This window comes from Qipengyuania pacifica (assembly GCF_019711555.1).
In the GTDB taxonomy this organism is placed as follows: domain Bacteria; phylum Pseudomonadota; class Alphaproteobacteria; order Sphingomonadales; family Sphingomonadaceae; genus Qipengyuania; species Qipengyuania pacifica.
The window spans coordinates 794,944-815,262 of the sequence record NZ_JAIGNQ010000001.1 but is presented as its reverse complement, the minus strand read 5'-3'; the positions used below and the strand labels follow the sequence as shown (position 1 = coordinate 815,262).

At 61.2% G+C, this 20,319-nt stretch carries 23 protein-coding genes; 5 read left to right on the top strand and 18 right to left on the bottom strand.

Annotated features, from left to right (window positions below):
- The first annotated feature begins 24 nt into the window (after positions 1-24).
- Complete coding sequence (locus tag K3177_RS04045; protein WP_221597146.1) at positions 25-660, top strand: S24 family peptidase; 636 nt, start codon at positions 25-27, stop codon at positions 658-660.
- Here the strand turns inward: K3177_RS04045 and K3177_RS04040 are convergent.
- Positions 657-2,018, bottom strand: a complete 1,362-nt coding sequence (locus tag K3177_RS04040; RefSeq protein ID WP_221597145.1) for an FRG domain-containing protein — start codon at positions 2,016-2,018, stop codon at positions 657-659. The genes K3177_RS04045 and K3177_RS04040 overlap by 4 nt on opposite strands.
- A 248-nt stretch (positions 2,019-2,266) precedes the next feature.
- Between K3177_RS04040 and K3177_RS04035 the strand changes: the two genes are divergently transcribed.
- The gene (locus K3177_RS04035) at positions 2,267-2,812 is read left to right on the top strand and encodes a hypothetical protein (RefSeq protein ID WP_221597144.1); all 546 of its coding nucleotides are present in this window, start codon (positions 2,267-2,269) and stop codon (positions 2,810-2,812) included.
- Positions 2,813-2,838: 26 nt separating this feature from the next.
- On the opposite strand, the gene mobF is transcribed toward K3177_RS04035, so the two are convergent.
- The 4 genes from mobF to K3177_RS04015 all read right to left on the bottom strand — a co-directional run bounded on the left by mobF (position 2,839) and on the right by K3177_RS04015 (position 9,409).
- A complete protein-coding gene (gene mobF, locus K3177_RS04030; RefSeq protein ID WP_221597143.1) occupies positions 2,839-5,763 on the bottom strand; it encodes a MobF family relaxase in 2,925 nt (974 codons plus the stop codon).
- A 59-nt stretch (positions 5,764-5,822) separates the two neighbouring features.
- Positions 5,823-8,135, bottom strand: a complete 2,313-nt coding sequence (locus K3177_RS04025; RefSeq protein WP_221597142.1) for a type IV secretion system DNA-binding domain-containing protein — start codon at positions 8,133-8,135, stop codon at positions 5,823-5,825.
- Positions 8,125-8,457: a hypothetical protein gene (locus K3177_RS04020; protein ID WP_089217209.1), complete on the bottom strand. Its 333-nt coding sequence runs from the start codon at positions 8,455-8,457 to the stop codon at positions 8,125-8,127. Before K3177_RS04020 ends, K3177_RS04025 begins: the two co-directional genes overlap by 11 nt.
- Positions 8,458-9,187: 730 nt before the next feature.
- Positions 9,188-9,409 carry a hypothetical protein gene (locus K3177_RS04015; RefSeq protein ID WP_050599527.1) on the bottom strand — a complete coding sequence of 74 codons (222 nt, stop codon included), beginning with the start codon at positions 9,407-9,409 and terminating at the stop codon, positions 9,188-9,190.
- A 345-nt stretch (positions 9,410-9,754) separates the two neighbouring features.
- Here K3177_RS04015 and K3177_RS04010 point away from each other — a divergent pair, with 345 nt between their 5' ends.
- Positions 9,755-10,021, top strand: a complete 267-nt coding sequence (locus K3177_RS04010) for a DUF6437 family protein (RefSeq protein ID WP_098104483.1) — start codon at positions 9,755-9,757, stop codon at positions 10,019-10,021.
- 66 nt (positions 10,022-10,087) lie between these two features.
- Here K3177_RS04010 and K3177_RS04005 read toward each other — a convergent pair whose 3' ends face one another.
- From K3177_RS04005 to K3177_RS03950, 13 genes are all read right to left on the bottom strand, one after another.
- Positions 10,088-10,486: a single-stranded DNA-binding protein gene (locus tag K3177_RS04005; protein ID WP_221597141.1), complete on the bottom strand. Its 399-nt coding sequence runs from the start codon at positions 10,484-10,486 to the stop codon at positions 10,088-10,090.
- 268 nt (positions 10,487-10,754) lie between these two features.
- Complete coding sequence (locus tag K3177_RS04000) at positions 10,755-11,024, bottom strand: hypothetical protein (RefSeq protein ID WP_221597140.1); 270 nt, start codon at positions 11,022-11,024, stop codon at positions 10,755-10,757.
- A 71-nt stretch (positions 11,025-11,095) separates the two neighbouring features.
- Positions 11,096-11,449, bottom strand: coding sequence for a hypothetical protein (locus K3177_RS03995; RefSeq protein WP_221597139.1), 354 nt, complete (start codon positions 11,447-11,449; stop codon positions 11,096-11,098).
- Positions 11,450-11,734: 285 nt separating this feature from the next.
- Positions 11,735-12,142, bottom strand: coding sequence for a hypothetical protein (locus K3177_RS03990; protein WP_221597138.1), 408 nt, complete (start codon positions 12,140-12,142; stop codon positions 11,735-11,737).
- 14 nt (positions 12,143-12,156) lie between these two features.
- Positions 12,157-12,828: a DUF2231 domain-containing protein gene (locus tag K3177_RS03985; RefSeq protein WP_221597137.1), complete on the bottom strand. Its 672-nt coding sequence runs from the start codon at positions 12,826-12,828 to the stop codon at positions 12,157-12,159.
- 91 nt (positions 12,829-12,919) lie between these two features.
- Complete coding sequence (locus tag K3177_RS15430; protein ID WP_267900630.1) at positions 12,920-13,054, bottom strand: hypothetical protein; 135 nt, start codon at positions 13,052-13,054, stop codon at positions 12,920-12,922.
- Between the two features lie 4 nt (positions 13,055-13,058).
- Positions 13,059-13,790: a PepSY domain-containing protein gene (locus tag K3177_RS03980; protein WP_009823988.1), complete on the bottom strand. Its 732-nt coding sequence runs from the start codon at positions 13,788-13,790 to the stop codon at positions 13,059-13,061.
- Between the two features lie 27 nt (positions 13,791-13,817).
- Positions 13,818-14,336: a YybH family protein gene (locus tag K3177_RS03975; protein WP_009823989.1), complete on the bottom strand. Its 519-nt coding sequence runs from the start codon at positions 14,334-14,336 to the stop codon at positions 13,818-13,820.
- 24 nt (positions 14,337-14,360) lie between these two features.
- The gene (locus K3177_RS03970) at positions 14,361-15,674 is read right to left on the bottom strand and encodes a copper resistance protein B (protein WP_221597135.1); all 1,314 of its coding nucleotides are present in this window, start codon (positions 15,672-15,674) and stop codon (positions 14,361-14,363) included.
- Positions 15,671-17,479 carry a copper resistance system multicopper oxidase gene (locus K3177_RS03965; RefSeq protein WP_221597133.1) on the bottom strand — a complete coding sequence of 603 codons (1,809 nt, stop codon included), beginning with the start codon at positions 17,477-17,479 and terminating at the stop codon, positions 15,671-15,673. Before K3177_RS03965 ends, K3177_RS03970 begins: the two co-directional genes overlap by 4 nt.
- Positions 17,480-17,534: 55 nt before the next feature.
- The gene (locus tag K3177_RS03960; protein ID WP_151884812.1) at positions 17,535-18,095 is read right to left on the bottom strand and encodes an RNA polymerase sigma factor; all 561 of its coding nucleotides are present in this window, start codon (positions 18,093-18,095) and stop codon (positions 17,535-17,537) included.
- Positions 18,096-18,101: 6 nt separating this feature from the next.
- A complete protein-coding gene (locus K3177_RS03955; protein ID WP_009823993.1) occupies positions 18,102-18,536 on the bottom strand; it encodes a Spy/CpxP family protein refolding chaperone in 435 nt (144 codons plus the stop codon).
- Between the two features lie 3 nt (positions 18,537-18,539).
- Positions 18,540-18,836: a hypothetical protein gene (locus K3177_RS03950; protein WP_009823994.1), complete on the bottom strand. Its 297-nt coding sequence runs from the start codon at positions 18,834-18,836 to the stop codon at positions 18,540-18,542.
- A gap of 133 nt (positions 18,837-18,969) precedes the next feature.
- Between K3177_RS03950 and K3177_RS03945 the strand changes: the two genes are divergently transcribed.
- Together K3177_RS03945 and K3177_RS03940 are read left to right on the top strand one after the other, a co-directional pair.
- Positions 18,970-19,674 carry a class I SAM-dependent methyltransferase gene (locus K3177_RS03945; protein WP_221597132.1) on the top strand — a complete coding sequence of 235 codons (705 nt, stop codon included), beginning with the start codon at positions 18,970-18,972 and terminating at the stop codon, positions 19,672-19,674.
- On the top strand, positions 19,671-20,135 hold the full coding sequence (locus K3177_RS03940) for a DUF411 domain-containing protein (RefSeq protein ID WP_008603937.1): 465 nt from the start codon (positions 19,671-19,673) through the stop codon (positions 20,133-20,135). The genes K3177_RS03945 and K3177_RS03940 overlap by 4 nt, the downstream gene beginning before the upstream one ends.
- The last annotated feature ends 184 nt before the right edge of the window (positions 20,136-20,319 follow it).

Here is a 20,319-nt window from a genome sequence, read left to right as displayed (position 1 = left end):
GCATCGACCGGAAGGATGCAAGCGATGGAACAAGTACGGGAAGAACTCGACAGGCTGATCCAGCAAAGGCGGCTCGGTTACTCCTCGATTTCCCGCCTGATCGGGCGCAACTCGTCGTATATCCAGCAGTTTATAAAGCGCGGGTCTCCGCGTCGGCTCGACGATAACGACCGGCGAACGCTGGCGAGCTTCTTCGGTGTCGACGAGCAGGTCCTGGGTGGCCCACCGTTGCCGGTCCGCGACGGCTTGGTCGAGATCCCGGTGCTCGATGTCGATGCATCGGCCGGTTTCGGGGCGATTGCCGAGAGCGAAACGGCGCATACTCGCTTCGGCTTCGACGAGCGGTGGCTCAAGCGACTTACCCCGGCCAAGAGCCCCAGCCTCTCGATCATCCATGTCTTGGGCGACTCCATGGAGCCAACGCTCAGCGACGGCGACGAGGTCATGGTCGATGCGTCCGACCACGGTTCCCGCCTGCGTGACGGGATCTACGTCCTGCGGGCCGACGATGCTCTCGTTGTAAAGCGTGTCACCCTCAAGCCCGGTGGACGCAAGATCACGATCAGCAGCGATAACCCGGCCTACCCGAGCTGGGATGACGTCGACCGGTCGGGCATCCAGGTGGTCGGCCGCGTCATTTGGTTCGGCCGCGCGATCTAGCTGTCTGGCAAGCTGTAGCGTGCCTTCACGTGCTGCGCGGTCTCCTGGATGCTGGGATAGACCGTCGTGGCGTTGATGTTGAGGGCGTCGAGTTGACCGAGGATCCGCTGCTTGTCCTTGACGTTGATGCGCGAAACCTCGAGCCCGTCCTGGCCAGATTCGGGCAAGATCGCCTCGTGGCCAAACAGCAAGAATGCACCCGACTGCGACTTGATACGGGTATTCGTTTGCTTTGCCTTCACGCAGACAATCGAACCAAGATCATCGGGCACGATCCTGGCTTCGAAGAAGCCTTTTTCCGATTTGATGTGATGCAGGAGCTTGCCCGTGACCGGCTCGCCGTTGAACGCTTCGAGCTCCAAGGATAGATCGATATCGTTCTTCTGCTCATAGCTCAGCTTGGATAGGTTGGATATGCAACTAACCGTGTCGGAATCGTAGTATTTGACCTGCTCTTCCGGCACGCGGAAGATGATGACCTCCCCTTCCTCTTCCATCAGTTCGGGCTTGCAATAGCAGGCGAAAAACAGCGCCACCAACGGGTTGCCCGAGATGTCGAGAAGCCGCGTCGGTAACCCGTAGTGCTGCATCCTGACCAGCTGGTCAAAGCAGTACTGGTCGCCATCGAACTCGTCGTAGTGGGCGATGAGCAGTTCCTTGCAGAGGCGATCCTCGTTCGGCATGAACTTCCAACTGCCATTCGGCCACTTTCGAAGCAGCGAAGGCGTTAGTTCGAACGTGACATCCTCGTGGCCCCTGTAGAACGTCTGTTCTCCATCCTTGGGCGGATGCGCCTGCAGAACTTCAAGAAACGCTTCGACGCTATCGACCTCATCTATGATGTTCTTGTGCCTCTCGGGAGGCTCTGCACCGGGAGCATCGGCCACTCCACCGAGCAATTCGGCGACCGCATCGGCAAATGCTGGCTTCCGTTCGGCCAGCCCTGCGAGAATCGGACCGTATGTGCCTTCGCGCACGGCCCAGTGCGTGCGGTAGAGCTGGAACCCGTCGGCACCAAACATCTCTGTTGCCTGGTCAACGCTCTCGAACGCGACCTCGCCGAACTCGATGATCGGTTCGAAGTTGGCCGTCATTTCCCTCTTGCCGGCCTCGAGGTTCGAAACGCGCCCGTACCGGACAACCATCGTGGGATTATCCGTCGACCGGTCAATCTCGCTACAGAGGAAGGTCGGCAGCTTGCCGAGGAATTCGAGGGAAGGCGGCCCGAGGTCCTCCAAGCCCTTGGCCAGCTCGGTAGGAGTATACTCGAACATGCGGCCACGGCTCATGCCGATCTCATCAACACCTACGACGTAATCGGGGTTACCGAATGATATGTAGTTGAAGTTGTCTGCCATGGAGCTACGCGCAAAACCTCGCTTGAGACGGCCCAGAATAGATGCCTCTCACGGGTATGCGTTTCACTTAAAGATTCCAACGCCCAATCAGCCAGCAGCTCCACGGGAGACCATTTCTCGACTCCCGGGACCCGTATCGATAGACAGCAGAACCTTGAGAACACGAAGCTTTAAGCCGTTTCAGTGTAAGTGAGCGCCCTTTTTGACCACTTCTTGAAGGTATCATCATGGCTGTAGGCTATCGGCGGATGAAGCTCACCGTTGAGCTGATCGATGAGGCCATGGAACGTGCCGACAGCCTCCCCATCTTCGAGAATTCGCATAGGCAAGAACAGGCAAATCTCGTCGGCTGCATCGGCGAGATTGTCTTCGAGAGATACCTCGCTCACCACCAGCTCACTTTCAGGAACGACACGATTTCTACCCGCCGTGATTACGTTATCGGGAATTCGCTCGCGCTGGACGTGAAGACGAAAGATCGGACGGTTCGCCCGCAACCCCACTTCGACAACTCGGTCCCGCTATACAACCATCCACACCAGCGCCCCGACTATTATTACTTCATTTCGTTGCTCCGCGAAAAGTCGCTCGGCGCGACAGATCCTAGGCGCTTCAAAGTGGCATACTTGATGGGCGGGATCTCGCTCCAAGACCTCGACCGTGTGGCGAAACGTTGGGACGCCGGGCAGACCGATCCTTCGAATGGCAAGACGTTTTGGACAGCCTGCCTCAATGTCCAGATGGATCAATTGACACCGAACGACCAGCTCCTCGAGACCTTCCGGAACGCGTAGGAGCGGTCGGCTTCTATCCAATCCACCTAGATCCCGATCTCGAAGGGCTTTACGCGTTCCTTCACGAGTTCGGGTTTCTCCTTCTCCGAAGGTACAATCTCCTTCTCGTTGTCCCTCGAAAGGCCCTTGGCAGCCGCCGCTTTAAGCCGCTGCGTAAATTCGAGGGCGGATGTTTTCTCGCCGCTGTTTGACTTGATGGCCCGGCCGAGTTTCTGGGCATTATCTGCAATCAGCGTAAGGCCGTCGCGAAGCCGGGTGACCGTGACCAGGAAGGTCTGCCGATTGGCGAGATTGCGCTCGCGGCTGTCCATGACCGCGATCCCGCGATCAGAGGTCAGTCCCTGCGCCATATGCGCATTGAGGGCATAGGCGAGGTCCATGCGTTTGAGCATGGAGTCGCCGCGGCTCAGGCGGAGCTCCTTGCCCGCTGATGTCTCCACCAAGACGCCCTTTGTGTCGATGGCCAAGATCCTCGCCTGGTCGGCGTTGAACAGCCCGCGCTTGTGGTCATTGTCGGTCCAACGAATCTTGTCACCCTCAATGATGGACAGCGATTTGCGGTCAAAGAGCGACAGCCGGCTATCGGCTGCGCCTGGCCGCAATCGCGCGGGATTGAACTTGCGAACCCGCCCCTTCCTGTCCTCAAGCACGAGCTGCTTGCGCGCATGGTCGATGGTCTTGACGGTGTAGTCGCCCTTGGAGAGCTTCTGGGTGCTGTCGCGCGAGCGAAAGTTGAGGACCATGCCCGGCTGATATGTGCGATGATAGCGCAGCTCCTCGTGTGTCACATTCACTCGCGAATGAACGGTCAGGCTGCCCGATCGTGGGCCGAGCTCGCCATTGGCCTTGAGTCCGCGCTGGACAGCCTCGTTGACCGCAGACCGTAAGGCCCGTCCCGACGCGTAGATCGACGTCCGATCCCGATCCGCCGGGCTGAGCGAAAGCCACTTCTCGGCAGCAACAATCGCACTGTCCCCGCGAGTCTCGATGGTTGAAGGAGCAAGCGCCCGGAGCGCATCGTCGATGCGTCCCTCCTGCGCGGCGGCCTGGGCTCGCCGCAGGATGGGATCGCGGCCGCGCAAATTCACATCCATCTTGGCGCGCTCGATCCCGGCCTGCTGTACGAGGTCGAAGGGCTTTCCGGCATCGACGGCGCCTAGCTGTCGCTTGTCGCCGACGAGGACAAGGCGGTGGACCTCGGCCAGGTTTGCCAACCGTACCAGCTTGGCCTTGTCCTCGTTCGACACCATCGACGCCTCGTCGAGCACCAGGACATGGTCTCCGAGCGCGCTCCGAGCCTCACTCAGCAACGTGGCATTTCCCGGCTCGTGCAGAAGCCTGCCCCATTGCGCGAGAAAGCGGGCAATGGTCATCGAACGGATGCCGGTGTCGCGCTCGAGCATCTGGACAAGCGTGTTCTGCACGGCGAGCCCTAGCACTTGCTTGCCTTCCTCGCGGACTAGTTGGGCGACCGGCTTCATCACGCTGCTCTTGCCCGCCCCGGCAATGCCCTGGATCGCTACAATCCTGTCACGCGATGAGAGCACAAGGCCCGCCGCATCCTCCTGCCCTTCGTTGAGCGAAATTCCGTGGTTGATCGCGGCAACTGCCTGAACCCGTTCTGCGGCGTCCGGTCGATCCAGGATGGGCAACACCGCACCTCGTCCCTGGTCGACATTCGCAATAATGGTGCTTTCAAGGTCAAGCGCCTCCCGGCTCGCCAGCCAGCCTTTGTGCTCGCCTTTGCCGGATTCGAGTGCGCCGCTTCTGACCAATGCGTTCACACGGGTTTCGATGTGGTCCACCGTCGTCGGCAGCCCAAAATCGAGCGCCGCCTTCAGCAATCCCTCACGGGGAAAGGCTGCCTCGCGCTGCGAGAGATGGCGCACCGCGGAAGCAACGGCCTGCGCGGCCGCGATGGTCGGTGCATCTTGCTTGAGGACATGGGCAGGGATCAGTGGATCCGCCGGATCGCCCTTGATCCGCTGCGCGAACTCTCTCAGCTTCGCAATTCCACGCTGAAGGAGGTTCCCTTCTTTCGAGCTGGGGATGTCCTTTGTTGCAGCGCGCATCTGCGACGCATCGATCAAACCGGCAAGGTCAATTCCGACTTCCTGGGCTTTCTGCCGCCATGCATCGAGAAGGCCTTCCCGGTCCCTGACGGGCGCCTTGTTTTTCCTTGTATTGAGCACAGCAATGTCGCGGGTTTTCGGAGTGTTCTCACCCAGCTGGCGTACCGCGTCGAGGACTTCTTCGCGCCGCGTCGAAAAGGCCATGACCTGCTCGCGGGCAATGCCCGCTGCTTCGAAGTTGCCATGCTTTCCAACCGGCCCTGCTTCGTAACCCATCTTCTCGACGGCCAGACGAAAGCGCGCCATGGTCATCGAGTTGAGGAGGGTGTTGAAAGACCAAAGCTTGTCGTTGCGAAGCGCGCGCCACTTCCCGTCGCTGCCTTGCGTGACATTCGCCACGACCGCGTGAAAATGCAGGTTTGGTTCCTGGTTGCGATTGGTGTCGTGCTGGAAAAGACCAATCGTCAGATTATCTGTCGCGACCTTCCCGTAGCCAGCCTGACTGCCCATCCGGGTCTGCGCCGCGTTCTTTTCTGCCCAGCGCAAGGTCTCGATGACGGCCTCGCGGTAGGCATCGATAATCCGCTGGTCACCGCCCACCAGCGCGAGCAGCGACCAGCTTTTCGGGAGTGAGAATGTGAGGTCGGTTCCAGGCCTGTGAGCCTGGCCCGCGTTGCCGACCTGGATACCACCGGGCAGTTCTCCCCGCAGCAAGGCATCGAACTGCTCGGTGCCGACGCGCCCCTCAAGACCAAGTCGCTCCGCTCCCTTCCCAACCCAGGTTCCGGAACGATCGGCATCAGCGCCGGTGTAGTAATTGTCTGCCGCGAAATAGCTCGCTGCAGCCGAAGGGGAGCGCACATTGGCGACGGAAAGCATCCTGTCTGATCCTCGTCACGGCTCCCCTCGCGGCCAGGTAATCCCTCCCCATTTGCCTTTCACATGTCGGGCTCGAACTCGCCGAAATCCTTCTCCGGAGGATCTGCGACCGCGCCTTCACGCAGGTCTTTCTCGACCGGCGTGAGAGGTTGGCGGCCGTTGGCAGCCGAACGGCCTCGTGGCGTCGAACCATCCTTGCCACCTGCGTCATCGCCGGCGGTTCCTGGTTCGGACAGATGCTGTTCCGCGCCCATTGCTGGTGTATCCTCACCGGTTTGCACGGCGGCGAGAGGTAGCGTTGGACCTGCATCCAGATGAGTATCGGACCGGGTTTCGGCACCGAGATCACCAGCATCGCGCCCTGCGTTCAGCTTTTCAAGCGGCACAGCCTCCTGCCGATCCTGCGGTTGATCGACGACACGGCGCTGTCCCTCCAGATCGAGTTTGAGCTGCTTTGTATCGACAGGCTTACCGACACCGTCGTCATTCGAGGCGGGATGTTCGTCATTCGGTTTTGAACCCGGTTTTGCTTGGATCGTCACTGCCGCAGGACCCTGGCCAGGCTTTATGAGCGGTTTCTCGCGGGCGATGAATCCCTCGGCAATACGACCACGCGTGCGCGGAATGAGCGATACCGGCGCAGCGGGGAATCCGTCGGGAAACTTGATGTAGGCCGACAACCGCGGAAGGTTCATGAACTGGTCGGGCAGGAGCAACGGCTCGATCTGCCGCCGGGGGGTCAGGCTGACTGCGTCGCGCGCGTTGTTGTACCCGTAGCTGTAGCCTTCTTCCATGTCCCGCACCTGCCGGTGGCCGATGAAATCGGAGCACCAGGTCGCCGTTTCGCGATCGGCTGTCGCCAGGATGAGCTTGGTGCGCGCAAGCGAGGACAATGTCATGGCCATGTTCTCGCCGTAGACTTCCTTGAGCTTGGCAAACGCATGCACCCCGGTGACGATCGCACCGCCAAAATTGCGCGCCGTTTGCAGCCCCTTTTCAAGCGCCGGTAGTCGGTGAAGGGCGCCGAGCTCGTCGATCAGGAACCACATCCGCAGGTCCTGTGTGCGCTCGAGCGTCATCAGCGTATTCATCGCCGTGTCGAGCCACAGCGTGAGCAACTGCGAGGAGATGCTCATGTCGACATAGCGGGCAGAGAGGAACAGGATCGAGCCCGCCTGGCAGTCGCCTTTGACCCAGTCGCGGACCGAAAAGCGCGGTCCGGATGAGGGCAAGAGCTTCAGCACTTTCGCATTCGCATTGAACACAGCGCGGATCGATTCCGCCATGCGGGCCGCTTCCGGAGCGGTCAGCGGATCGGCCATGGTACCGCGCATCAGCTTATGCACTTCGGACAGGTCAGCGGTCATCAGCCGCCGTGCCAAGGCCTCGTTGGTTGCAGTGCCGGTACGGGCAAGATGAAGACACATCTCGACGAACAGCATGCGCGCCGCGAGCACCCAGAACTGTTCTGAACCACCCCCGTCATGGGGCACGAGCGCTTCGGCAGCGGCATGAAACTCAGCTTCCGTCGTGCAGTCGTTGAAGACGCTCCACAGCGGACACCGCACATCGACAGGATTGAGAATGATGTCGCGCGCGGGATCATAGAAGGCTTCGATAAAGGCCCCTGTCAGGTCGAAAATGACCGCGCGCTGGCCGCGTTCACGCGCTTCGGCAACTAGTTCGGTGAGCGCCACGGTCTTGCCGGTTCCGGTCGTACCGATGAGCATGGCGTGGCTCTGCTCGAGCCGCCACGGCCAGCTTACGCCGGCGAGATGTGCGGGTTGGTAGTGGCCCGCTTCGGCGAGCGCCGACGAGCTCGCAAGCCGCCACTTCCAGCCGAACTTGCGTCCCAATTCCTCGGCCCGGAATGCCTTGTTGTGACGCTCGATTTCTTCTTCGAGTTCGTCGAGCGAAACAAGCATAGCACCACGCTCGTGCTTGCGCTCCTTCGACCGCCCGCCAAAGCGCTCGGCGAACCACCAGAAAAACACGAAGGCCGGGATCAGCAGTACCGCCGAGACCAGCAATCCCTGCTTCACTGCCGTACGAAACGCTTCGACCGCCTCGCGCATCGGCGGGAACTCGCGAACGATGCCGAACGGGAGGCCGACCCTTTCGCCGTCAAGCAGTTCAAGGTTGACCAGCTTGGCCGGATCGAACTCCATGAAGGCATAGAGACTGGCGTAGATATGCATCCAGACCAGGTAGATCTGGTGATCACTCAGAGCCGACCGCACTTCCCAATAGCAGGTGCCGACCGCTACCAGGCCGGTGACAATCAAGGGGCCCTTCAGGCCGGCTGCAAACATGAAACCAAAGTGGCCGAGCAACTGGCTCCCGCGGGTGAAATTCAGGAGATTATGCTTCATGGGATTGGCCTCCCATGTTTGCGTTGACGGGGAGGCCAAGACGCTCGAGGCGTCGCCGGTACGCCTCGTGAGTACGGTCGCGCAAACTCGCGTCAGAATGGCTGGCCAGAAGCGCATCGAGCGCCACCGAAATGAAGATTGCCTGGCGCGCGGGATCGAGCCCTGCGGGGCGGTCCTTCGCCTCGTTATCGCGCTGCCACGCTGCGACAATAAGGTCACGGATAAAGACGCTGACACTGACGCCATGGTCCGCGGCACACTGGCGAACCCAGTTACCAACGGAGAGAGATACGAATGTCTGAAGCCGATCTTGTCGGGTCATGAAACAGGTTCCTTGTCGGGCCGACGGAACCTGGCTCACCTTGCGGAAGGTGCCGATGAGAATAAATCGTGAACAACTCGCAGTCAATCGAAAGATTCAGACGATATTTCAGGGTTTTAGATGCATGAGAGTTGTCAGCGGATCAGCGCAAAGCCGCTCTACTCGCAGACGGGTTGATTTCGCCCAAAACCACATTCTTTAGCAATAACAGAAAGATAAATCCCGAAATCGCGGGGTAGGGTGTGCTCCTTTGTTCCCAAGTGCGCGAGGAGGTCCAGGCAATAAGGGGGATTGATCAAGGACGACCTTTCCCGATCTCCATGTTGGAGCGCGAGCAACCAGGTCTGGCACCTCTTCGGATGCAGATCGAGAGCATTCGACGCCTCCAGCCAAAGACAGCACCTGCGAAAGAGGCAGCGGCCAAGGGCGCGTGGGAAGCAAGGCAAGCGGGGCATGTCGCATGCCCTAGCTTCCCGCCGCCCGACCCGTTGCCGGTTCGCAAGTGCGTGCGGGGCCCAGGAGAAAATCAGGCCGCACCCTCAGGAGCGCATCGCAAGATGCGCGGGACAGAGTGCGTCCACAGCCCCGCTCCATTTATCGGGCGCCGCCACATTGCGGTGGGCGGCCGTCAGAGTAACCGACCGAACCGGTTTCTTGCGCTTCGATGGACTACCCGGCGAACAAGAAAAAAGGGCAGGAACCGTTCCCGGTTCCGGCCCTGTCGATAGTCTCAGAACTCGTCGAGCATGCCGCCGTGGACCGTGTGGACCACCCGCGCTGCGAGATGCGCTGGCAATATGTTGTAGTCACCCTCGTCGAGGGCAAAGTACCCGAGTTCGTCATCCTCGATAACGTGCTGATCGAAGAAGCTGTGCAGCGCTCTCTTCTCGGCTGTTTCCAGAGCCTCGAAATAGCTCCGGGACGGAAGGGCGCAATGCATTGAATAAGCCATGATAATCCTCCTGATTTCTGTCGTGAGACGACAGGAGGCGTTCGCGATGGTCTTGTGCATCCCGGGTCAGGGATCGCCCGAATGGGCGACCGCGATAGCGGCGGTGGGGGTAACGATTTTGTTCGCTGCCGGATGCAATCCGGTGGCGGGCAAAATGGTGGGGCCCCGCCATCCTTGAGGCGGGAGGCGCAAGGCCATCATGCTGGGAGAACCGTGAGCAAGAACCCACAACCTCCGCCCAATATCAAACATCTCCTGCATGCGAATTGCCTTTCCTACACCCCGGTGACGCGGGCATGGAAACAACTGGGGAGCGGATCTGAGGGGGACAAAAGGACAAGTAACATGCCCCGAAACAGGAGCGCGATTGCAGCCCTGCAAAAGCTCGAAGCGGACCGCGAGGCGCTCGACGCCAAACAACGCGAACTTGAAGTGCAAGCAGCCAGGGAACTCGGCGAAATCATCCTGGGAAGCGGCCTCGAAAGCTTCTCGAAGAAGGGCCTGAGGAAGGTTGCCGAAGAACTCGGGAAACTCGGCGAGGATGCCGCGATCGAGAAACTGACGGGGCGCGGTGCCACCCGTGCTTCGAATGCAGCGCCGGGAACCCAGTAACCACAGAAGAAGAGGCCCTGCCGCTTGCGGCAGAGCCTCTTCGTAAGGGGACGATCGGGATCGATGTCAGTCGATCTCGGGAGCGTCGGTGTTGTCGCCTTCTTCACCCGAGCCGTTGCCGCGGGAGAGAAAGTCGACCTTGTCGGCGAGGATCTCGGTGCCGTAGCGCGTGACCCCATCCTTGTCCTCCCACTGGGTGTAGTGGATGCGGCCCTGGACACTGACCAGCTGGCCCTTTGAGCAGTACTGCCCGACGGTCTTGGCAAGGCCATTGAAGCAGGTCACCCGGTGGAACTCGCTTTCCTTGGCGGTGTAGCCGTTATCGTCCTTGTAGGTCTTGCCGTCCTTGTCGCGTGCGGGGCGATCGGTGACGACGGTGATCCCGGTGACGTTGGTGCCGCCCTGGGTCTCGCGGATGTCGGGATCGCGGGCGATGCGGCCGGTGAGGATTGCGATATTGGTCATGATGAAATTCCTTCAGTTCCTCAAACCGGAGACCATCTCCGGCTTGCGAACATCCAGAAGAAGCAGGGCATGGGAGGACTGCACCGCAGGCCTGAAGGGCCGAAGGGAAACCTGTTCATGACGGGGGGTGCGGGCAGGCGGCGAAGCCGCCAACACGGCCGGAAAGGAACGGGTTGCGGCTCCTCAGCTGACCTGGTTCAGGACTGTTCGCGAAGAAAGCCGGATGGGTATCGGGTGCGGGTCTGAAGGTGCCAGGACCCTGCTGCAATCAGCTTACCACATCGCCTTCCGATGCCGCCAGGAGATCCATGAAGTTGCGGGCTGCTTCCCGGTCTTCCTCATTCTCGAAGGCCACGTCGAGGTCAGGGGCAGACCCGAGCAGGTAGAGCATGGCCCACAAGGCAAAGCGCTTGCCCCGGTCCTGCTCGAGACCGAGATCGACCTGGCACCGCTCGATCCCCGATGCCAATGCCTCTGCGCCAACCATTCCGAGATCGGCAGTGCGGAAATAGCGGACGAGGAGCGTATCGAGGTCCATCGCAGTCTCTTCAGGTCAACGATCCAGCCGCAGGCAGGAGAGCTAGGGTTCGAGGGCCGGTCATGCGTCAGTCAATCCGTTGAAGGTTCCTCGCGAAACCGTCGAGCGCGCTCCACAAAGTTCTCCATTTGTGTGGCAGCGTGCAAGGTTAGCGGATGCTGCGTCGCGTCGGCGCGTGGGGAGATGAACTCGGCCAGTTGTTCGATCGCAGTGAGCTGATGATCGCTTGCCGTGGACAATAATCCTAGCACCATGTTTTCGAGCGCGATCACCCTTATGCGTAGCTGGATTATTTCGGCATCCGTGAGCGGAGGGATGTCCCATTTCTCGCAATCGGCCGCGAGGGCTTCTTGCGGCCCGCAAGGGAGCGCACCGCCTTCGTCTTCCCAGCGCGACAGCGCACCGGCCGTTCTTTTTTCGGTCATTGGCAGTTCCTTTCCATGTCCCACCACGCGCTTGGCAGCGCAATGCTTGTATAGCACGAAGCCATGCCGGGAAGCGCCTGGCACGACGACAACGAGGACGAAGAGACGGAACCCCGCGCGTTGGGTTGGTCTTCACGCGGGGTTCCAGAACGGCCCCTTGGGCACCTGCGACCCGCAGGGCTTCGGGGGGAGGCGGAGCCGTCCTTTTCTGATGTCCGGATTTTCGTCACGATTGCTTGCAGACGATTTCTCCTGACTATCCTGACTGATGGGCCATGCGCCGGATTACATGCCTTCCATGTCGTGATCGGCCATCGAGGACATGTCATGGCCGGCATGGGGATCGGCGGGCGGGGTCGCCTCGCTCTCGGGTTGCGCGCGCGGTGCCGGCGCGGCGGATGTGGCAGTTGCACGTGGTACCGGAGAGGCGGCTCGCCGAGACGCGGGCGCGGCAGCATCGCCTGTCGAAAGAGCGTCCTGCCGCGCAGCCACTGACTCACTTTCGGAGGTAGAGGTTGTCGGGTCTGCAAGACCACCCTCGGGTGCCATGCCGGGCATCACCGCTGCTTCGCCCATCGGCGACACCTCTGAGGTCGGTGTGCTCTCCTGCGCTTCGTCGCAAGCGGCGAGAGCGGACATCATCGGCGCAATCGCGAAAAATGCGATCGCTGTTTTTGACCTGGAAGTACGCATGCTGTTCAACTCCTTCAGAGCCAGGAAATTCCGAGATGGTTTGGCCCATGCGCGAGTTCGCCGCCAAGGAAGCCCTGCACCAGAATAAGTGCTGCCATCGAGAAGATAGCCGTACGCAACCATGCGCGGCTCTGGCTCGGCCTGCTCGCGAGGTATGCCATTGCCACACCGAGGACCGCGATCAGCATCCCGTTCCATCGATGGACCTGCATGACGGCATCGCCTCCGAACCAAAGGCCGGTGTGAATCCATCCGAACAGAACTGCGACGACTGCGCCGATTGCTCCGCCGTAGACGAGTACGCCCACCGCACTTTCCAGGCCCGCTCCTTTCCGGCGCATCACGAACAATTCGGTGGCCGCAGCCATGAAAAACAAGGCGATCGGGAAGTGGATCGTTGCCGGATGCAGCTTTTTCAGTACGGCCATGACGCCGGTTTCGCTCTCATCCGCATGGCCACCGGCCTCGTCATGGGCTGCGCCCGCTTCATCGTGCGCGCCGGAGGACTCGCCAGCATCCGCAGTCTCGCCCATCTGCGCCATGGCCGCCTGGTCGTGCACATCGCCATTGGTGGCAGCAGGCGCGGCGCTCGCCTCTTCGCCGTGCTTTTCGTCGCCATGAGCCTGAACGGGTCCGACGAAGAGCAGGCTTGCGGCGAGCAGCGCCAGAAATGAGGGGGCTTTCATGTCTCGTATGTCTCCCGACCCTGCAGTTAAAGTGCGACCTATGTGCCTGATACGCACGGCAGCCGCGTGCCCCTCGCATTAATTTGATAGTTCAGCGCGACTGAAGTGCGCCCGGGTGGTCACGCTTGCTGGCGGCATCATCGCGATCGTCGAACGCATTCGGCTCCTGGCCGCGTTCGGCCTGGCGAACGAGGGTAAGGCGTTCGCCCACGCGAATAAGCCCCATGGGCTCAGGCGAGCTTGCTCTTCTTTGCGCGGCGGCGCAGCCTCGGCATCCGGTTCGCCAGCAGGACGAAACCCGACAGGGCTATGATCGTGCCGCCAATGCCGAACAGCAGCAGCCACCAACTGTTGATGCGGTCGCGCTCGGTCCAGTCCATGATGTGGAGGCCCCAGATGAAATCGAACAGGCGCCATGTATCGCTGCGCGCCGCCCCGAGCGTGCCGCTGGCGGCATCGATGTAGATGCGCGTCGAAGCCTCGTCAGCATAGGTGACCTGCCAGGCCGGAAAAGGGCCGCGAAACTCGGTTCCGATGGGGTCATCGACGATCCGTGCGGCCTCGATGGTCGTGCGCGGCCCGGTCCATGCGCGCAAGGCGATGGATTTTGCCGTTGCCGCCGAGATGGGGGAGAGTTTACGCCCAGTCACCGGATCGTGGAGGCTCACGCTACCGTCAACCTTGCGGACCTCGGTCACGGCATCGCCGTCGAGCGAACGTGTCGTTACCGCTGCAAGAGTACCGTCGTTTGCGACCCAGGCCGGGAGCGGGGCATCGGCGGGCAGCGCCTCTTGTTCACGCGAAACGACATGTTCGGAGCGAACTTCTTCCAGGTCGAGAAACGACATGAGGGCGCCGGTTCCCATCCACAAGAGAACCTGGACACCGACGAAAATCGCCAGCCATTTGTGGATCTTGCTGCCGAGCACATGCAGGCGCAGCTTCAGCGACGGCGTTGCCAACCGGTGCTACCTCTTCGAAAGCCGTAATCAGTTGCGCGGCGCGCGCGACGAGGAATGGTACTGGACGATTCTCCACCCGTCCGCATCGTGAGCAAGCACCGATGTCGCCACGCCGTCGCGCTCGATCACCCGGCCATCGCTAAGTTCGATGCGATAGCCATACGTCTCATAGGCATGGGCCATGTGCCCCATCCGGGTGACGGTCAGCGTGGGGTCGGTAAAGGTGAAGCTCACAATCGCGTCGAGCTCGGGGCCCAAATGGTGCTCCATGTAATTGGCAAAGCTTCCTTCGGCCTTGCCATTCTCGAAGATCGCCGAGTCCTCGGCGAAGAGCGCGCGCATTGCCTGCGCGTCGCGCGCTTCAAGAGCGGTGCGATAGGCCTTGAGGGTTTCTTCAGCGCCCGCGACATCGTCCGCCGAAGCGTCCATCGCGTGCATCTGATGGTTCGCATGGGAAGAGTGGTCCATCTGCTGCGCGAAGGCTGGCAGCGGTATCAGCGTGGCAACAAGCGCAGTCGCCGCGATGCGTGTCAAGGTCTTGGTCATGGAAGTTCTATCCTTTTTGAGATTTCAGAACCAGAATCGCACACCGACGACATAATTGGTGACGCTCGGATCCTCTCCGGCGGCCCGCGCAAAATCCGCGCTGTCGCCGATGCGCCATTCCTGGGAAACGCCGACATAGGGCGCGAATTCGCGTGCGAACTCGTAGCGAAGACGCAGACCTGCCTCGATCCGGTCGAGGCCAGCGCCAATGCCGAGTTCGGGAATATCCTGAGCGGAAAGTGCGATTTCGGCACGCGGTTGAAGGATCAGCCGCTGCGTGATGCGCTGATCAAGTTCGCCCTCAAAACGCGCCGTCACATCGCCCTTGGTGGAGACGAAGGCCGCGGCATCGACCTCGAACTGGTAAGGCGCGATCCCTTGGATACCGATAACCGCGTGCGTGCGTTCCGGACCGGTCAGGTCCTGGCGAACACCCGCCTGGAAATCGAAGAAGGGCGCAATGGCGCGGCTCCAGAGCGCCTGGACCTCGGCGCCTTCTATGGGTTCGCCGAAGCTGCCCTCACCCTCGGACTTGAACCAGAATTTGTCGATGTCGCCGCCATAATATCCCTGGATGTCCCACAGATATCCATCCTTCCCCTCGCGGGCGCGGTACTCGAGCCGGTCGCCCTGAAACCAGAAGCGCATTCCTCCGTCGGTCTCGCGGACAAGCTCGCGGCGCGCTTCGTTCATGGCTTCCTCGCCCCAGATGGCGACCGCCGCGCGCGCTGGGCCGCTCCCTGCTTCTGGAGGAGGCGGCAGCAGCGGGATATCATCGTCCGAGCCCATCTGCATCGCCGAATGGTCCATGCCCTGCCTGTCCTGCGAAGGCGTCTCCCCATGGTTCATCTGGCTGTGATCCATCTGCCCATGGTCCATCGACGAACTGGCCTCCGCCTGACCCATCTCGCCGTGATTCATCTGCGAATGATCCATCGCGCCTTCGGCGGGCTTGCCCTGCGGCATCGAGCCGTGATCCATTCCTTCATGACTTTCGGGCGATGCCTGTGGACGGGCAGCGTCCACAGGCATTGTCATGCCAGAATGGCCATCCTGAGCGGTCATCGCACCATGATCCATGGTTGAGTGATCCATCTGCGAGCGGTCCATGGCGGCTTCAGGCTGGGCAGCCGGTTCGCATGCTCCATCTGCAACCGGATGCCCCATCGCGCGATGGCGCTCGGCTTCTTCCTCGCACTTCGTCTTCGCGTCAGCCTGCGCCTCGGCGCTTTGCTGCGGCTCCGCCGGCGAATGACCGGCATGCTGCGCCGCCGCGGGGGAGGCGAGAACTGAGCCGGCTGCGACCGATGCGAGCAGGCTGGCAATACGAATTTTCATGCTTCGCTCCCGTCGGGATTGGCGACCGTGACGATCTGAAACATCCCGGCATGCATGTGGTAGAGAAGGTGACAGTGGAAGGCCCAGTCGCCCGGCTCGTCCGCCGTCAGGTCGAACTGCGCGCTGCCACCCGGCTGCAGGATTACCGTGTGCTTGAGCGGTTGACGATCGGCCGGCGCGCCATTGACCAGCTCGAAGAAATGACCGTGCAAGTGAATGGGGTGCGCCATCATCGTGTCGTTGACGAGCTTCACGCGCACGCGCTCGTTATAGGCGAAACGGATCGGCTCGTCTGAGACGGCGGAGAACTTCTTGCCGTCGAACGACCACATGTAGCGCTCCATATTGCCGGTCAGATGAATTTCCATTCGCCGGGACGGCGTGCGGCCCTCGCGGTGTGGAGTCAGAGCGCGCAGCTTGCGATAGTCGAGCGTACGATGCGGCACATCGGCGAGACCGATGCCGGGATCGCCCATGCGGTCGACCGGGTTCCTCGAGACCATGTCGAGACCGGGCCCGACCTTCACATCGGGCGGCAGAAGCGACGTGTCGCGCATCTGCATCCCCGACATGCCGGCCATGCCTGCCATCTCGGATTGGCCGGACGAACCATGATCCATCCCCGCCATGTCGCCGCCACTTCCGTGGTCCATGCCCGACATGCCGGCATCGCCAGACGAGCCGTGGTCCATGCCGCTCATGCCCATGTCGGCCATGGTCAGAAGCGGCGGATCGCGCAGCGGCGGAATGGCGGCGCGAGCGCCGGGTGCGCTCGCGAGTGTGGCAATACCCATGCCCGAGCGGTCCATCGACTCCGCGACCAGCGTGTAGGCTTGTTGCGCGCCCGGCGTCACGACGACGTCGTATGTCTCGGCCACACCGATCTGGAACTCGTCGACCTCCACCGGCTCGACGTTCTGCCCGTCCGCCTGAACGATGGTCATCGGCAGGCCGGGAATGCGAATATTGAAGAAGGTCATGGCGCCGGCATTGATGAAGCGCAGCCGCACGCGTTCGCCCGGGCGGAAGAGGTATTCCAGATTGTCGAGCGGGCCATGGCCGTTCAGAAGATAGGTATAAGCCGCGCTCGACACGTCGAGGATGTCCGTCGGCATCATGCGCATTTTCGCCCACATCCGGCGATCCTCGCCCGAAAGCGGGTAATCGTCGGTCCAGGTGTTCTGGTTGTAGTTGAAGTAGCCTTCGCCCTTCTTGAGCTTGTCGAAAATCGTGTGGGGCGACATTTCGCTGAATTCGCTCAGCACCACGATATATTCGCGGTCGGCCTGGACCGGATCGGGTCCGGCGGGGTCGACCACGATCGCGCCGTAATGCCCGGCCTGTTCCTGCAGGCCGCTATGCGAGTGCCACCAGTAGGTACCCGACTGGCGAACCGGGAATTCGGCGGTGAAGGTCTCTCCCGGTTTGACGCCGGGAAAGCTCACGCCAGGCACTCCATCGAGCTGAAACGGCACGAGCAGACCGTGCCAGTGGATCGAGGTATCTTCCTCGAGCTGGTTATGGACATTGAGCCGGACGGTCGTGCCTTCCTGCAATCGCAACAGCGGACCGGGGATCGTGCCATTGACGGCGATCGCGCCGCCGCGCCTGTTGCCGGTCGCGAAGGCCGATCGGGCAACGGTGAGGTCGATATTGGGGCCGGATATCTCGTCCAGCCCCTTGCGGGCGTTACCTGCGAGGATGTCCGCGCCCCGTGCCCAGGCAGGCATCGCCCCGGCAAGGCCGAGCAGACCCATTCCTCCTGCTCCGGCTCCGAGAAACTTGCGTCGATTGACGGCGATCATAAAGGGCTCCTGACTTGGCGTTTACCGTTACTTACGCGCGCGCCCAGCCAACCCCTCAAAGTTTTTCGAAGCGCTCCTTCAGCCTGTTGCGCGCGCGATATACGCGGGTTTCGATCGCCTTTTCGGTCGTTCCGAGAAGATCGGCCGCCTCGGCCTGGCTACGCCCCTCGATGGTCACGAGCACAAGCGCTTCGCGCAGCCTTACAGGCATTCGCGCGATCTCGGCCTGAACGAGATTGAGCTCTTCCCTGGAAACGGCCAACGCTTCAGGACCCGGCAAATCGTCGGCGATGGAATGAAGTTCGTCATCACCCGACAGTCCGAAAAAGCCCGCGACCTTGCGCCTGCGCAAACGGTCCCGGCAGCGGTTGAGGACGACGGTTGTCAGATAGGGTCCGATCGGCTTGTCCGGATCAAGCCGATGGCGCGTCAGCCACACCGAAGCGAGGCTGTCCTGAACAACGTCCTCGGCCTGAGAAGGAGAGGAAAGCATGCGTGTCCCGAGCGCGAGAAGCCGACCAGTTTCATGCTCGACGAGTTGGCTGAAAGCCCGCTTGTTTCCAGCCCTCGCCTGCGAAACAAGGGCCTCATCCGGATTGTCGCCCGCCCCCGACATGGCGCTTCAGTCGCGAGGGTCGCGGGTCAAGGCGTCGGAGACCTTGCGGTCGAACTGGCGTTGCTGCTCGGGTTCGAGAATTTCGCGCATGTCGAAGACATGGCGCACCGTTGCTTTCTGCAGATCGCCCATGCGTGCATGCACCTCGTCGATCGCGGCCGAGACCTCGGGACCGTACTCATGCTCGGTTTCCATCGCCTGGGCGAGCCGGGCATTGGCTGCACGCGCCGATCCTTCGAGCCGTGCCCTTTCGACAGCGAAACGAGCCTCGAGCGCATCGAGACGCTGCTCCTGGTCGGCCGTCAGGGTGAGTTCGTCGTGCACGAAATCGTGGAGGCCGGAGCCAGCCTCGTGATTGGCCCAGCGGTCCGCGGCAATCGCGCCGAGGCATCCTGCAAGTGCTGCGAGAAGCACCGCGAGAACGATATGCGTCGTCTTCAAACCCTATTGCTCCACATGGAGGAGCGCCGATGGGGACAGCTGTTCGCCGAGGATAAGACTCTCGCCAAATGACGCGGAAGACGTGCCATAGCCGCCGGGCCAACCGCTCGTTCCGGCGCCAGCTCCAAGCCCGACGACGAACAGACCGACGAACAGAGCCGTCCGGCGGCGTCGGTCGGCGATTTCGCCAAGCTGTCCGGCGCGCTGCCAAACGCCATCCATGAAGTCGGCGGGGACCTCGCTGGTGCCGGTGGCGGAAAGGGTTCCGAGCACCGCATCAAGAGAGTGATTGTCACGCATCCGAAAAACTCCTGTGGGTTGCACGTGTCCTATACGCGCTCGCCTGCACAATCCCTTAAACTTCTTTTTTTGAGGGAATGTCCACCACCATACGTAATCGAGACGGGTCTGTCAGAATCGGGTCGAACCCGGGATGAATGGAAACCAACTCGTGAGCAATATCACCGCACCTGAAGATCACGGCGAATTTACGCCTCTTCTTGGCAAGAGCTTTCTGACGCCGCTTTACGACCGGGCGATCGGTCTGTTCACCCGCGAACATCTCTGGCGCCAAAGGATTGTCGAAGAGCTGCACCTTGTCCCCGGCGACCGGGTGATCGATGTTGGCAGCGGAACCGGCACTCTTCTCAAGGCCTTGATGACGGATTGTTTGGAAGCGGGTCTGATCGGTGTCGAACCCGACCCGGATGCGCTCGCGCTTGCGCGGCGCAAGTTTGGCGCGGGAGCCGATCTCGTGAAATGGCACAATGGCTTTCTCGAAAGCCTCAAGCTACCCGCAGGGTGGCAGCCGAACAAGATCGTCAGCAGCCTCGTCCTGCACCAGGTCCCCTTGCGCAAGAAGCAGACAATCCTGGAAACCATCGAAAGCTTGCTCGTGCCAGGCGGAACCGTGTTGATCTCCGATTATATGAAGCAGGATAGCCCACTCATGCGGAGCCTCTTCCGGGCGACCGTCCAGTCTCTTGACGGCATAAGCGACACGCAGCCCAGCGCCGACGGCGAAGTCGAAAAACTGTTCGCCGAAATCTTCACCGAGCCATGCCTGCTCCAACGGTTCCCGACGGCAACCGGGACGATCTCGCTATGGCGCGGATACAAGAAAGGAATTGCACAATGAATTTGAAAAAGCCTTCGCTGCTCCGGCGATCGATTAGCGGCGCGGCCTTGCTCGTGCTGGCAGCCTGTTCGAACGTGGCTCAGGCAGCGACCTATACGATGTTCCGGGATCCAGGATGTGGGTGCTGTCTCAACTGGGCAGGCCATGTCGAAGACGGGATGAACACGAAGGTGGCATCGGTCGACAGCAACGACATGGCGGCGATCAAGACCGCGCGGGGCGTACCCCAAGAGTTATGGTCATGCCATACGATGGAGGTCGATGGATACATCATCGAAGGTCACGTGCCTGCAGAAGCCGTCGCCAAGCTTTTGCGCGAACGGCCCGCCGGCGTTGCCGGCCTCGCGGTTCCGGGAATGCCTCTGGGATCGCCCGGCATGGAGGCCGGAAACCGGATCCAGCCTTACGACGTCATCGCCTTTGGCCCAACCGGACAGAGCGTCTTCGCGTCCTTTCCGTAAGGGGGTGAAGCCACTCCATGCGTCGGCATGAAAGGTTGCAGGCGATGAGGACTAATTGCGGGAAGCGACACAGAAGCCTGTCGAACTTCTCGCCGGGTCCGGGCTGGCTGCCCCCACAGTCCCGGACCCTTCCAATTTGTATGATTGCAGCACGCACGAAATAGGAGAAATGCGATAGTCAAAA

Coding starts and splice junctions, on each gene's coding strand:
- K3177_RS04000 (WP_221597140.1), bottom strand. CDS start 11,024: ATGGACCTCGATACGCTCCTCGTCCGCTATTTCCGCACTGCCGATCTC.
- K3177_RS03990 (WP_221597138.1), bottom strand. CDS start 12,142: ATGCGTACTTCCAGGTCAAAAACAGCGATCGCATTTTTCGCGATTGCG.
- K3177_RS04025 (WP_221597142.1), bottom strand. CDS start 8,135: ATGAAGCATAATCTCCTGAATTTCACCCGCGGGAGCCAGTTGCTCGGC.
- K3177_RS04045 (WP_221597146.1), top strand. CDS start 25: ATGGAACAAGTACGGGAAGAACTCGACAGGCTGATCCAGCAAAGGCGG.
- K3177_RS03945 (WP_221597132.1), top strand. CDS start 18,970: ATGAATGGAAACCAACTCGTGAGCAATATCACCGCACCTGAAGATCAC.
- K3177_RS03940 (WP_008603937.1), top strand. CDS start 19,671: ATGAATTTGAAAAAGCCTTCGCTGCTCCGGCGATCGATTAGCGGCGCG.
- K3177_RS03985 (WP_221597137.1), bottom strand. CDS start 12,828: ATGAAAGCCCCCTCATTTCTGGCGCTGCTCGCCGCAAGCCTGCTCTTC.
- K3177_RS03995 (WP_221597139.1), bottom strand. CDS start 11,449: ATGACCGAAAAAAGAACGGCCGGTGCGCTGTCGCGCTGGGAAGACGAA.
- K3177_RS04020 (WP_089217209.1), bottom strand. CDS start 8,457: ATGACCCGACAAGATCGGCTTCAGACATTCGTATCTCTCTCCGTTGGT.
- K3177_RS03975 (WP_009823989.1), bottom strand. CDS start 14,336: ATGACCAAGACCTTGACACGCATCGCGGCGACTGCGCTTGTTGCCACG.
- K3177_RS15430 (WP_267900630.1), bottom strand. CDS start 13,054: ATGGGGCTTATTCGCGTGGGCGAACGCCTTACCCTCGTTCGCCAGGCC.
- K3177_RS03950 (WP_009823994.1), bottom strand. CDS start 18,836: ATGCGTGACAATCACTCTCTTGATGCGGTGCTCGGAACCCTTTCCGCC.
- K3177_RS04015 (WP_050599527.1), bottom strand. CDS start 9,409: ATGGCTTATTCAATGCATTGCGCCCTTCCGTCCCGGAGCTATTTCGAG.
- K3177_RS04010 (WP_098104483.1), top strand. CDS start 9,755: ATGCCCCGAAACAGGAGCGCGATTGCAGCCCTGCAAAAGCTCGAAGCG.
- K3177_RS04035 (WP_221597144.1), top strand. CDS start 2,267: ATGAAGCTCACCGTTGAGCTGATCGATGAGGCCATGGAACGTGCCGAC.
- K3177_RS04005 (WP_221597141.1), bottom strand. CDS start 10,486: ATGACCAATATCGCAATCCTCACCGGCCGCATCGCCCGCGATCCCGAC.
- K3177_RS04040 (WP_221597145.1), bottom strand. CDS start 2,018: ATGGCAGACAACTTCAACTACATATCATTCGGTAACCCCGATTACGTC.
- K3177_RS03970 (WP_221597135.1), bottom strand. CDS start 15,674: ATGAAAATTCGTATTGCCAGCCTGCTCGCATCGGTCGCAGCCGGCTCA.
- K3177_RS03965 (WP_221597133.1), bottom strand. CDS start 17,479: ATGATCGCCGTCAATCGACGCAAGTTTCTCGGAGCCGGAGCAGGAGGA.
- mobF (WP_221597143.1), bottom strand. CDS start 5,763: ATGCTTTCCGTCGCCAATGTGCGCTCCCCTTCGGCTGCAGCGAGCTAT.
- K3177_RS03960 (WP_151884812.1), bottom strand. CDS start 18,095: ATGTCGGGGGCGGGCGACAATCCGGATGAGGCCCTTGTTTCGCAGGCG.